Raw genomic sequence first — 13,452 nt, 5'->3', positions numbered from 1 at the left:
GGCTTTAACTTGCTAATGCCGCTTTAACCTTATCTCGGTAGCTACGGCTCACTTTTAATTCTTGGCCATTTTCAAGTACTAATAAATACTCACCACTTACTTGTGTAACCAGTTTACTAATTTGTTTTGTATTTACTATTGCGCTGCGGTGCACACGCACAAATAACTGAGGGTCGAGCTCTTGCTCAAGCTCTTTCATTGTTTTACGTAGAATATGCGTTTGTCCGTCTTCACAGTGTAAACACATATAGTCACCTGCTGCATCAACCCATTGGATAGTCGCTACAGGTACCCGTATAATTTCACCCTGCTCTTTTACAGCAAGCGATTCTGGGTAACGTCTGTCTGTTAGCATATCGCCAGTGGCTAATTTTTTAAGTATTTCTTCGCAATTGTTACCAGTAATACCGGCTACAAAACTCGCTAGCTTTTTCTTATGGGCGTTGTCTTGCTGCGTTTTTAAGTAGGTATGCACTTTTTCTACCGCCTGTTTTAGTCTGTTATCATCAACGGGTTTTAAAATGTAATCGAGAGCATGAATTTCAAACGCTTTTACAGCAAACTGGTCAAAGGCCGTTACAAATACGATCGCTGGTAATGCTTTTGAGCTTTCGCTAAGGGCTCTTGCTACTTCAAAGCCATTCATACCTGGCATTTGAATATCTAAAAAAACCAAATCAATTTTCTCGCTTTGACACATTTCAATTGCATCAGCGCCTGAACTACACAATTTAATTACTTCAATATCAGAGTATTCTTCGAGCCTTACCGCTAAACCTTTTCGTGCTAACGGTTCATCATCAACAATGAGTGTTTTTATTTTAGTCATTTTTCACAGCCTTCTCAAAAGGTACTCGCAGATTAACTTTTAATCCACTTGGCGTATTATGTGATAATACAAACGAATAATTATTTTCATACAACGTTTTTAATCTATCTTTGGTATTAGCGACACCTACGCCTTGAGCGTTAACTAATTGGCCATCGAGTATGTCAGTACCTGGGCCGTTGTCGCCCACTTCTAGTAATAACTCATTCGCAAATACCTGTGCTTTTATATCAATTACTCCACCTTCTGTTAGATGGGCAATAGCATATTTAATCGCGTTTTCTATAATAGGTTGCAAAATTAAGCTCGGTACTAAAGCCTCTTTAGCTTGCTCGCTTATATCTACATTTACCTTTAATCGCTCATCAAAACGTACACGTTCTATTTCTAAGTAAAGCATGAGCGCATGTAACTCTTGCTCTAGCGGTACTTTCTTTATTGGATCGGTATTTAATGTATAACGTAGAAAGTCACTTAGCCTTGCTACCATTAAGTTAGCATCTTTGTTTTCTTTAACCAAAATTAAAGTAGAAATAGCGTTAAGTGTATTGAATAAAAAATGGGGATTAAGCTGATACCTAAGCATTTTTAATTGCGCTTCGTGTGCCATAGTTGTGGCTTTTAGTGCTTTTTGTCGCTCACTTTGTAATAACTGATAATATTTAACGCCAAAGTACAGACCACTCCAACATAAAATAATATAAACCGAATCTAAACCTTGCTGCAGGTAATAAAACCACTCCTCTGGTCTATAACCATGGCGGTATATTTCCCACAAATTAAATTTTTGAACGACAGCCCATAAAGTACCTGTTACATAAGAGGCACCAAATACCACAATCATTAATACCCAAGGCGAGGCATTCCAAATTTTACGGTAAATATACCTAAGCGGTACTGTCATTAAGCAACCAGCGTAAGCATTTAATAAAATAACAAATACGTATATATCACGCATTTCAAATACTTTAGAGCCAATATAATTTACTAACGCATAACCAATCCAGCCTGCAATTTGCAAAAGCCAAAAAAAGCGCTGTCTGTTATCGACTAAAGATTGCCAGTTCAAAATAGATGTTTACTCCGTATAGTTAAAGACTAATTCCATAAAATAGGCGCTTGTTATTCTTTATTATTTTTACCTATGTAGGGCTAATTTTAATAAAATTAGATAGTCTTATTATATAGATTTATGAGTTTGCATAGCACTACAGCCTACCTTGCTTTTTAATAGTCTTACCGCAAACAAATAGTAGATACACTAAAAAAGCGAAAGGTTATTCACCTTTCGCTTTTTAAATATAAATAGCTTTGTGTAAATTAAGCTAGTTTGTCTGATGCTACTTTGTATGTTGGATCTTCAATCACATTCACTTCAACCAAATCGCGTGCTTTATGCAACAACTGCGTACAGTCTTTACTTAAGTGACGTAAGTGAAGTTGTTTACCTGCTTTTGTGTACTTATCAGCAAGTGTGTCAATTGCTTCTATTGCACTGTGATCAGATACGCGGCTATGCTTAAATTCAACAATTACATTTTTAGGGTCATTTTTAACATCAAATAACTCTGCAAAGTTTTTAACTGAACCAAAGAAAAGCGGGCCATGTAACTCATATACTTTAGCGCCTTCTTCATCAATATAGTTAGTTGTGTATATGTGCTTAGCATGCTGCCAAGCAAATACTAATGCAGATACAATAACACCTACACATACTGCAATCGCTAAATCGGTAATAACAGTCACACCCGATACAAGTACTATTACGAAAGCGTCTGATAGAGGCACACGCTTCATCATTTTAAAGCTGGCCCATTCAAACGTACCTAATACAACCATAAACATAACACCAACAAGTGCAGCTAGTGGGATCATCTCAATTAAGCTTGAAGCGAATATGATGAACGCAAGCAACATCAATGCAGCACTTATACCCGATAAGCGAGAACGACCACCTGAGTTAATGTTGATCATTGATTGACCAATCATTGCACAACCACCCATAGCACCAAACATACCACAAGTAATATTTGCAGCGCCTTGGCCTATACACTCTTTATTACTATGACCGCGAGTTTCTGTAATCTCGTCAATTAAGCTAAGCGTTAATAATGATTCAATTAAACCAATAGCCGCTAAAATAAGTGCATAAGGAAAAATAATTTGTAGCGTTTCGAAAGTAAACGGCACCATAGGAATATGAAACTGAGGTAAACCGCCTGCAATTGTTGCAGCTTCGTCGCCTGTCATTCCTTTTAAGAAATCAACTACAGTATGCGCTTCTAAATCCAAACCAATAACTAAAGCGGTCACTGTAATAATAGCGACTAATGTAGAGGGTACAGCCGTTGTTAGTTTAGGTAAAAACTGAATAATAGCCATCGTTAAAGCCACTAAACCAAGCATAATATATAACGGGTTACCCGTCATCCATTCTTGTCCGCCCATACCATCAGGCACTTTAAATTGTCCTAACTGAGCGAGAAAAATAACAATAGCTAAGCCGTTTACAAAACCAAGCATTACCGGATGAGGAACCATGCGGATAAACTTACCGAGTTTAAATACACCCGCGAGTATCTGCAGTATGCCCATGAGCAATACGGTCGCAAATAAATACTCAACACCATGATCAAGCACTAAACTTACCATAACAACAGCTAGTGCACCGGTTGCACCTGAAATCATACCAGGGCGGCCACCAAATATAGCCGTAATTAAACCAACGATAAACGCGGCATATAGACCAACTAAAGGTTCTACATTTGCAACAAAGGCAAACGCAACAGCTTCTGGAACTAAGGCTAGCGCCACAGTTAATCCAGATAAAATATCGTTTTTAGCAGAGCTAGGCGCCCTACTGAGTAAGTTAAACATTGAGTTCCTCAAATGGTGTAATGGGTATCAAAAAAGCGCTAAATTCTACCAAATTAGCGCTCAGTTAACAATTGTCATTATGTGGTTAAACTAAACTAAAAGAGGTTTAGCTTTTAAAAGAAGTGCTTTTATAAAGGGAGGGAAGTACTACGTTTTACACATGTCATTGTTACATTAGAATGTACTTCTTGTACATATTCTAAGCTTAGTAAATTATCGCGTACAAAGTGCTCATAACCTTCTATGCCTTGTGAAATTATGCGTAGCATAAAGTCCATTGTTCCAGCCATGGTGTAACACTCTGTTACTTGATCATAACTCATTATAAGTTTTTCAAATTCAGCAAGGTTCTTTTTACCGTGATTTGATAAACGCACATGTGCATATACAAGCATATCAAAGCCAAGTTTTTTCTCATCTAAAAGAGCCACTTTGCTTTTTATATAACCATCTTGCTCTAGCTTGGCAATTCGACGCCAGCATGGAGATTGAGACAAGCCTACTTTATCAGCAATTTCTGCGGTTGATAAACTAGCATCTTGTTGTAAAAGTGCCAATATTTGGCGATCTACGTGATTTAGAGACATTTTATTTCTTATTTATCAAATAAACTGGTTAAATTATACAACCATTTTAAAACTCAGTCTGCTTATTTTTAATTTTTATGCAGTTTACCAAACTTCAAATAAGTAACTTAACCAAACTTACCACTCACAAAAGGATTTGTTTGTTTTTCAAATCCAACCGTAGTGTCGCTCCCATGCCCTGCCAATATTTTAGTATTATCAGGTAAGGTTAGAATATGCGTCTTAATCGACTCTATAAGTTGTTCGCTATTCCCCTTAGGGAAATCAGTTCGCCCTACTGAGCCTTTAAAAATAACATCACCTACAATAACGCATTCATTGTCTTGTTGATAAAACACAATATGACCAGGTGTATGCCCTGGGCAATGCTTCACTAAAAAGCTAAGTTTACCTACGCTAACGGTGTCGTTATGGTTTAGCCAAATATCCGGGTAAAAAGGCTCAATGGGTTTAAACCCGAACATTTGTGCTTGCATAGGTAAGTTTTCAAACCAGAAGTACTCATCTTTTTGTGGGCCAATAATTTGTACGTTAAATTGATTACGTAAAATATCAGCCCCACCCACATGATCTAAATGCCCGTGCGTTAACCAAATAGCACTTAATTCTAGTTTATGCTCATTAAGGGCAGCTACTATTTTATCAGGGTCGCCACCTGGGTCTATGACTACGGCTTGTTTAGTTTCACTACACCAAATAATACGACTATTTTGTGCAAATGCAGTGACGGGTATGGTTATAATTTGCATATTAGATTTCTTTACTTTTTTGATCTGGAATAACAACTTCTTCTTCAAATGACATCAATATTGGGTACTTTAAGTACGCTTGATCATAAAATGGACTTTGCTCATATAACCAGTTTAGTCTCGCATCAGCGTCGCTTGCGAACGATTTATCTTTAAGCTTTTCATCAAACTTAAGCGCTAGCTTTGGATTGTCTTTTAGCATTTGGCGTGCAAACGGAATTAGTGCATAGTTTTCCATATACTCAGTACGCTGAAAAATAGTATTAAATTCCCCCCATGCAAAAAACGAATCTGGTGCTTCAGGATGCAATAAATGCACAGCAAGCTCACCTGCTTTTTGTTGAGTATTGACTTGATACCAACCATCTAAATCTACATTTATAGCAGGGACATAATCAAAACTTGCTGACACTCTAAAACGGCCTTCAAATGGTGCTTTATCAAACGTGTAGTCTGCCACCTTTGCTACTTTTAAAGGCTGTGTGTTTGCCCCTTCAAGTTTATTAATAGAGACACCATGTAACTTTAGTTTCTTAATAATATTGCGATATACAGGCGGAATAAAAAAAGCTTTAGGTACTTCAACTGTATGTTGTACATCTTTTTGCCAATAAATAGGTAAGTCGGTATATGTATGTGCTTTACCCAAATACTTCACTTCATTTTGGCCTGAGAGCGCATTCATGCTTGATGAATACTCAATACCTTTAAACTGCGCAATCGTATCAGCTTGCTTGGAATAGCCACGCTTTACTATTAACTGTTTAGGAACAAATTCCTGTTCTTTTTTTACTGCATTAGCTAATTCATGACTGTGCTTTGATAGCGCAGTAATAGCACCATCTAAAAATACGTAAGTTCCTAATACACGTTGCTTGTAAGGCTTCAATGAATGATTTTCAACTAAAATAGTCGGTAATGACTTTAAATCACCCCAACCATTTGAAAAGCGCGGCGTAGCAACCCATCCCGCTAATCCTTTTTTAAAGTCGCGCTTGTCCATAACAAAAACAAGTGGCCCTGGCATGTGCCCTTGCTTAGCTAGCGTATCGTCAATCAGAGGTTTAAAAAACTGGTTTAGTGCATCAGATACCGCAGGCGACTCGCTTGAAAATACCGGATTGTAGCCATAAGTCACATCGTATTGGTAATCTGCGCCATCGGTTACGTGTACATCAATGTATAAATTTGGGTTGTAGTCGTTAATAACCTTTAGAACACTTCTAACTTCTGGGGTATCTAATTTAGTAAAATCACGATTTAAATTAAGGTTATTAGCATTTGTTCTAAAGCCCATTTTTGTAGGGCCCCGTTGATTGATGCGATTGAATGCACTGCTACGTTCGTGTCCATCTACATTTAAAATAGGAATAAATAATATGTTTACCTTTTTTAAAATGTCACGGCGCTTACCCGTCGCTATATCTCTGAGTAACATAAACATGGCATCTTTACCGTCTATTTCACCAGAATGTATTCCTGCCTGGATAAAAATAGTTGGCTTAGTGCTATTAGCCATTTGCCTTGCTTCAAAAAAGCCTTGCTCACTGGCAATCAACATTTTTATTGCACGCTTGCTATTACTATAGCCAATGGTTTGAGATTGAAACTGAGTAGGGTTTGCAGCAACTAACCTATCAACAAATGCCATTGTATTTGCATAATCTGGCGACGCTTCACCTGCTGACAGCTCAAAATCAGTAGTTAGCGGCCCTTGTTTTTGTAAAAGCTCTACGCTTTTCCCCTGCCACTCAATTAATGGAGGTAAGTGTGCGTCATACGCCACACTTGCAGATAAAAATAGTAAACTTGCAAACATAAAATTCTCTAACAAACGCCTTAATTATATAAATTATATCAACTAAATTTTTTATAATGAGGAAACTGCGGTGATTCAACAAAAAAATGCAGCCAACTACATCTCACTCATTCACACCTGTCTTTTAAGGCTATATAACATTATTAATGTACAGTAATTCATTACATAACTATTTATACCAACTCGTAAAAATACTTAATCAATTTAAGGGATTACATCTGACGCTAACAGCGTCAAAAATGTCTGATATACGTCTGCATGGATCCAGGAGAGTGAGTAATGATGGAGCAATTGCCAAGAACAACTAAATAGTGAATTTCGCCCTGCTCTAACGTAATTTTTTATCGCTAAATAGAGCTCATATAAGTAGATGGGTATTAATTTGAAAAAGCCAATTTAGCTCAGCTATAAAAAAGTGTAAGTTATTAAATTACAGGCACAAAAAAAGGAGCCATAGGCTCCTTTTTTAATACTTATATGAAAAAGCTTAAGCGGCTAGGCCTTCTTTTGCTTTTTCTACAAGCGCTGCGAATGCAACTTGGTCATAAACAGCGATATCTGCAAGGATCTTACGATCGATTTCTACAGATGTCTTTTTAAGACCATTGATAAAACGGCTGTAAGACAGACCATTTTGACGTGAAGCAGCATTGATACGTGCAATCCATAATTGACGGAAAGTACGTTTCTTCGCACGACGGTCACGGTAAGCGTATTGACCCGCTTTAGTAACAGCCTGGAAAGCTACGCGGTAAACACGTGAACGTGCTCCGTAGTAACCTTTTGCTTGTTTTAAAACTTTTTTGTGACGTGCACGTGCGACAACGCCGCGTTTAACTCTTGCCATTTCTAAAAACCCCTATTAAGCGAACGGTAACATACGTGAAACTAGACCATGGTCATTTTTATGAACCATCATCTTAGGACGTAGGTGTAACTTACGCTTAGAAGTTTTCTTAGTCAGAATATGACGAAGATGCGCTTGTTTACGCTTGAAACCGCCAGAAGCAGTCTTTTTGAAACGCTTAGCAGCGCCACTGTGACTTTTTAGCTTATAAGCCATTGCAATAACTCCAAATTGTATTGCTTTTAAATTAGTAAGCAGGCGTGAGATATATTTCTATAGCTCCACTTTTAGGCCTAACTTACTGCCATGTTCCGGTGAAGACCCAGCATAAATGCCGCAATCTTACTTTAATACCGGTTAACTCAGGTGAATATTCGCATATTACTTGCAGACCTGAGCTAATTTCGGTGCGTATTATCGCTTAAAAATTATTTTTTAGCAACAGGCGCCATCATCATAACCATTTGGCGACCTTCAACACGATTTGGGAAAGACTCAACTACTGCAAGTTCTTCTAAATCGGCTTTGATACGGTTTAATAATTCTATACCAATTTCTTGGTGAGCCATTTCACGACCACGGAAGCGGATAGTAATCTTAGCTTTATCGCCAGCTTCTAAGAACTTACGTAAGTTGCGAAGCTTAACCTGATAATCACCTTCATCCGTACCAGGACGGAATTTGATTTCTTTTATCTGGATTTGCTTTTGCTTCTTCTTCTGCTCTTTTAGTTCTTTGCTTTTTTCAAAGATGAACTTACCGTAATCCATGATTCTACAAACAGGCGGCTCAGCGTTTGGACTGATCTCAACAAGATCAACACCCGCTGCATCGGCCATAGTTTGCGCGTCTTGTAATGACTGAATTCCAGCTTGTTCGCCTTCAATGTCAATTAAACGAACTTCTTGCGCTGTAATTTCTTCGTTAATACGATTTTTTTGAGCTGTTTGTTGCCCTTTCTTGCCGCCTCTAATAGTACGTTCCTCCAAGAATATCAATAATATAAGCGTGTAATTGGCTGTTTGTTAATGCCTTACACGCTCGATTTTTACTGTCGATTTTTAATTTCTTCGCTAATTTTAGCTACAAAATCATCGACATTAAATTTGCCTAGGTCTTCACCTGTGCGAGTACGCACTGCTACTTCTTGTTGTTCAACTTCTTTATCGCCAACAACAAGCAAGTATGGAATACGCTTCAGTGTATGCTCACGGATTTTAAAGCCAATCTTCTCATTTCTCAAGTCAGCAGCGGCTCTAATTCCAAGTTTATTTAATTTTTGTACAACTTCTTTAACATAAGGAGCCTGTTTATCGGTAATATTCATAATTACCACTTGCTTTGGCGCAAGCCACGTCGGGAATAAACCAGCATACTCTTCAGTTAAAATGCCAATAAAGCGTTCAATAGAACCTAAAATAGCACGATGTATCATTACAGGTGTACGACGTTCGTTATTTTCTGCTACATAAGTAGCGCCTAAACGACCCGGTAATGCAAAGTCTAATTGCACTGTACCACACTGCCACGCTCTGTCTAAACAATCGTATAAAGTAAATTCAATCTTCGGACCATAAAACGCGCCTTCACCCGGAAGATAATCAAATTCAATATCGTTTAGCTTAAGTGCTTCGGCTAAAGCAAGCTCTGCTTTATCCCACATATGGTCTTCACCAATGCGTTGTTCTGGGCGAGTAGATAGCTTAACTACAATCTTCTCAAATCCGAATGTTTCATATGTATCATAAACCATCTTAATACACGCTGAAACTTCGTCCATTATCTGCTCTTCGGTACAGAAAATGTGAGCATCATCTTGGGTAAAGCCACGTACACGCATTAAACCATGTAGTGCACCTGATGGTTCATTACGATGACAACAACCAAATTCAGCCATACGAAGTGGTAAATCACGGTACGATTTTAAACCCTGGTTAAAGATCTGCACATGTCCTGGGCAGTTCATTGGTTTAATCGCGTATTCACGCTTTTCAGACTCAGTGGTAAACATTGCTTCTGAATATTTTTCCCAGTGACCTGATTTTTCCCAAAGTGAACGGTCCATCATCATTGGACCTTTTACTTCTTCGTACTCATATTCGCGTAATTTTTCACGTACAAATTCTTCAAGCTCGCGGTAAATGCTCCAACCATCGTTGTGCCAAAATACCATACCTGGCGCTTCTTCTTGCCAATGCCATAAATCAAGCGCTTTACCAATACGGCGGTGATCGCGTTTTTCAGCTTCTTCAAGGCGTTTTAAATACGCTTTAAGTTGCTTTTTATCGCCCCACGCTGTGCCGTAAATGCGTTGTAGCATTTTGTTTTCTGAATCACCACGCCAATATGCACCCGCAACTTTCATTATTTTGAAGTTTTGGCAAAATTTCATGTTAGGAACGTGAGGTCCACGACACATGTCTACATATTCTTCGTGATGATATAACCCTGGGCGGTCATCTTTAGCGATGTTTTCGTCCAGAATTTCTATTTTGTATGTTTCGCCACGCGCTTCAAATGTATCGCGTGCTTCTTGCCAGCTTACTGTTTTTTTCACTACGTCGTAGTTGGTTTTTGCAAGTTGCAACATACGCTTTTCAATTGCTTCAAGATCATCTTGTGATAATGAATGTTCCATATCGATATCGTAGTAAAAACCGTTATCAATGGTAGGACCTATTGCCATTTTTGCGTCTGGGAAAAGTTGCTTAACTGCATGACCAATTAAGTGAGCACAAGAGTGACGAATGATTTCAAGGCCGTCATCGTCTTTAGCGGTAATGATCTCAAGACGAGAGTCTTCACTAATTAAATCACATGCATCAACACGGTCGCCATTAACACGACCCGCAATGGTCGCTTTAGCTAAACCAGGGCCAATATCGTTTGCAACATCAAGCGTGCTTACAGGGTTTTCAAAACTACGTTGACTTCCGTCTGGAAGAGTAATAACTGGCATTATAAATCCTTGCTACAGTGGTGACACCTACAATGTATCACGTGTATTTTTAATAAATTAAATGAGAATGACTCGACAACGCTTTTACGAATAAGCATTGACTAATAAATGTAGATGCAGAGTCTATTCAACTACAAAGATATATTGTCGCGTGCTGCGCATTTAATTACAAGTTTTAAGGGGTGAAATCCACCCGTTTTGAGCACAAAATGTAACTTTTAGAGCAAAAAAAATAATTTCATTAAAATATAAAAGCATCAACGCACTAATTACGCACCTACAACTATACCTACACTCGCATTTTAATGTGTGTTGCGTATAATACTGCGTAATTAAGTTATTTTAGAGAATAGACATGAGAACATGTGGTGTAGAAATTACCGGTAGTGATGTACTACTTTGTATTTTAAGTAAAGATAATGACGTATTTGATATTCGCGATGTGCGCCAAACACGCTTTACCTTAGGTAACGGTAACGACACTGAAGTAATGCGTAAATTTCAATTCGATTTTGCAAAACTAATGCAAGATTACCAAATTGATTCTGTTGCAATCCGTGAGCGTCAGCCTAAAGGTAAATTTGCTGGCAGCGCAAAGGGATTCAAAATGGAAACTGCGATTCAATTAATCGACAATTTAGACGTACGTTTATTTACCACAACTGAAATTAAAGAACAGGTAAAGCGTAATCCTATTCCTATTGATTTTGAAGAAACTGGTCTTAAAAAGTACCAAGAAAATGCATTTGTAAACGCTTACGTTTACATAATGAAAAAAACATACCGCAGCGACGAAATGTAAAGTTATTGCTCGTTTAAAAACGCGTACTTACAGTGTAAGACGCGTTTTTTTGTATCTAAAAACATAATTAGATTTTATTAATCTAATAATACATTAGTCTAACTGCACTTCTCTTTGTCGATAATATGTGTTTATTTTAACTTTGTAGTTTACATAACTCACACACATTTTCATGGAGAGAGCAATGCACACACACACTATTGCGGTAAAAGAAGTAGAACAAACAAATCACTTACCGTTATCGCAAAGCTATTTTAAAGGTATACAAAGCACACCTTTAACAAATTCGACTATCGGGGAGTACTTTGACTTTATTGTCGACAAAAATCCAGAGGCGTTAGCTGTTGTAGTTCATCACCAGGGTATTCGCTTAACGTATAAAGAATTTCAAAAAGAAGTTAATCAACTTGCTATGGGGTTGCTGGCACTTGGCGTGAAACCAGGCGAGCGTGTTGGTATTTGGTCTCCTAATAATATTGAGTGGTGCTTAACCCAATTTGCAACCGCAAAAATTGGCGCAATAATGGTTTGCATCAACCCTGCATATCGCCCTAACGAATTACAATACGCCTTAAATAGTGTTGAATGCTCTACTCTAATCACAGCATCAAACTTTAAAGGCAGTGATTATTTAGAAATGCTCAATGGTTTGGCTCCAGAACTTGCAACTTGCGATAAAGACACACTTAATTTAAAAGCACTGCCCACTCTTAAAAATATAATCCGCATTGGCGATGAAGCATCTCCTGGTATGTACTCTTTTAATGATGTTATTAACTTGCCAACATCAGCACATGAGCTTGAATTAAAAGCAATAGGTGCAAACTTAAATGCTGAGCAAGACATCAATATACAATTTACATCAGGCACAACAGGTAACCCAAAAGGCGCAACGCTCACTCATAAAAACATTTTAAATAATGCGCTATTCGTCGCCGAATCTATGCACTTTACGAGCGATGACAAGTTATGTATCCCCATCCCGTTATATCATTGCTTTGCAATGGTATTGGGTAGCTTGTTGTGTGTTAGTAAAGGTGCAGCAGCCATTTATCCAGACGATTCGTTTGATGCAAAAACCACACTAGATGTAGTTCAACAAGAAGGATGTACAGCGCTGCACGGTGTACCTACCATGTTTATTAGTGAGCTTGAGCTAAGTAATTTTAACGATTATGACTTAAGTACTTTACGCACGGGTGTAATGGCAGGCTCTACATGCCCAGAGCAAGTAATGCGCAAAGTACAAACACAAATGAACATGCATCAAGTACTGATTGCTTACGGGCAAACTGAGTGCAGCCCCATAAACAACATTACCGAAACAGACTCTTCAATAGAGCGGCAAGTAACGACGGTTGGCCGCGCACTTGCCCATACCGAGGTTAAAATTATTGACGAGTTGGGTAACATTCAACAAATTGGTCAACCTGGCGAAGTGTGTAGTAAAGGTGCAGGTATAATGCGCTGCTATTGGAATGACGATGCTAAAACAAAAGCCACAATAGATGACAACGGTTGGCTACACTCTGGCGATTTAGGTGTCATGGATACAGAAGGGTTTGTCACTATTGTTGGCCGTATTAAAGATATGATTATTCGTGGCGGCGAAAACATTTACCCGCGCGAAATAGAAGAAGTGCTTTACACCTACCCGGGCATTCAAGATGCTGCCATATTTGGTATAACAGATGAAAGGTATGGCGAGGAAGTGTGCGCTTGGATCCAACCAAAAGAAGACGCTGTGCTTGATGAGCAAGCAATTCGTGAGTTTTTAAAAGACAAACTAGCCTATTTTAAAATGCCACGACATATCCGTTTTGTAGAAAACTATCCAATGACAGTAACAGGTAAACTGCAAAAATTTAAAATGCGTGAGCAAATGCAAGAAGAGCTAAGCGACAAAGCCTTCTCCTAATTTTTCTCTACAAAAAATCTGAACTCTGAATAATAAATCTACCTCAAGTAACGATTAAAAAGCAC

The 13,452-nt window shown here is 38.2% G+C and carries 12 protein-coding genes; 2 read left to right on the top strand and 10 right to left on the bottom strand.

The window, feature by feature from the left end; translation table 11 throughout:
- Positions 1–4 precede the first annotated feature (4 nt).
- The 10 genes from GQR52_RS03370 to thrS all read right to left on the bottom strand — a co-directional run bounded on the left by GQR52_RS03370 (position 5) and on the right by thrS (position 10,667).
- Complete coding sequence (locus tag GQR52_RS03370; protein WP_007582688.1) at positions 5–829, bottom strand: LytTR family DNA-binding domain-containing protein; 825 nt, start codon at positions 827–829, stop codon at positions 5–7.
- On the bottom strand, positions 822–1,898 hold the full coding sequence (locus tag GQR52_RS03365; protein ID WP_007582687.1) for a histidine kinase: 1,077 nt from the start codon (positions 1,896–1,898) through the stop codon (positions 822–824). The genes GQR52_RS03370 and GQR52_RS03365 overlap by 8 nt, the downstream gene beginning before the upstream one ends.
- 251 nt (positions 1,899–2,149) lie before the next feature.
- The gene (locus tag GQR52_RS03360) at positions 2,150–3,706 is read right to left on the bottom strand and encodes a SulP family inorganic anion transporter (protein WP_010554472.1); all 1,557 of its coding nucleotides are present in this window, start codon (positions 3,704–3,706) and stop codon (positions 2,150–2,152) included.
- Positions 3,707–3,834: 128 nt separating this feature from the next.
- Entirely contained in the window at positions 3,835–4,293 is a 459-nt protein-coding gene (locus GQR52_RS03355; RefSeq protein WP_007375323.1) for an Lrp/AsnC family transcriptional regulator, read from the bottom strand.
- A 107-nt stretch (positions 4,294–4,400) separates the two neighbouring features.
- A complete protein-coding gene (locus tag GQR52_RS03350; RefSeq protein ID WP_024592375.1) occupies positions 4,401–5,042 on the bottom strand; it encodes an MBL fold metallo-hydrolase in 642 nt (213 codons plus the stop codon).
- A gap of 1 nt (position 5,043) precedes the next feature.
- A complete protein-coding gene (locus tag GQR52_RS03345; protein WP_165727445.1) occupies positions 5,044–6,861 on the bottom strand; it encodes a M14 family metallopeptidase in 1,818 nt (605 codons plus the stop codon).
- 487 nt (positions 6,862–7,348) lie between these two features.
- A complete protein-coding gene (gene rplT, locus GQR52_RS03340; RefSeq protein WP_002960711.1) occupies positions 7,349–7,708 on the bottom strand; it encodes a 50S ribosomal protein L20 in 360 nt (119 codons plus the stop codon).
- A gap of 15 nt (positions 7,709–7,723) precedes the next feature.
- Positions 7,724–7,924 (bottom strand): 50S ribosomal protein L35, encoded by a 201-nt coding sequence (rpmI, locus tag GQR52_RS03335; RefSeq protein WP_002960713.1) that lies wholly within the window; start codon positions 7,922–7,924, stop codon positions 7,724–7,726.
- 212 nt (positions 7,925–8,136) lie between these two features.
- A complete protein-coding gene (infC, locus tag GQR52_RS03330; protein WP_002960714.1) occupies positions 8,137–8,697 on the bottom strand; it encodes a translation initiation factor IF-3 in 561 nt (186 codons plus the stop codon).
- A gap of 59 nt (positions 8,698–8,756) precedes the next feature.
- Entirely contained in the window at positions 8,757–10,667 is a 1,911-nt protein-coding gene (thrS, locus tag GQR52_RS03325) for a threonine--tRNA ligase (RefSeq protein WP_007582683.1), read from the bottom strand.
- A 355-nt stretch (positions 10,668–11,022) separates the two neighbouring features.
- Between thrS and GQR52_RS03320 the strand changes: the two genes are divergently transcribed.
- Together GQR52_RS03320 and GQR52_RS03315 are read left to right on the top strand one after the other, a co-directional pair.
- Positions 11,023–11,469 (top strand): DUF3010 family protein, encoded by a 447-nt coding sequence (locus tag GQR52_RS03320; protein WP_007582681.1) that lies wholly within the window; start codon positions 11,023–11,025, stop codon positions 11,467–11,469.
- 184 nt (positions 11,470–11,653) lie between these two features.
- Positions 11,654–13,387, top strand: coding sequence for an AMP-binding protein (locus tag GQR52_RS03315; protein WP_165727444.1), 1,734 nt, complete (start codon positions 11,654–11,656; stop codon positions 13,385–13,387).
- Positions 13,388–13,452: the final 65 nt, after the last annotated feature.

Origin of the sequence: Pseudoalteromonas sp. 31A1 (assembly GCF_011378815.1) — a bacterium.
Lineage (GTDB): Bacteria > Pseudomonadota > Gammaproteobacteria > Enterobacterales > Alteromonadaceae > Pseudoalteromonas > Pseudoalteromonas arctica.
Note: the sequence above shows the minus strand (reverse complement) of the source record. Positions and strands in the feature narration are given on the sequence as shown.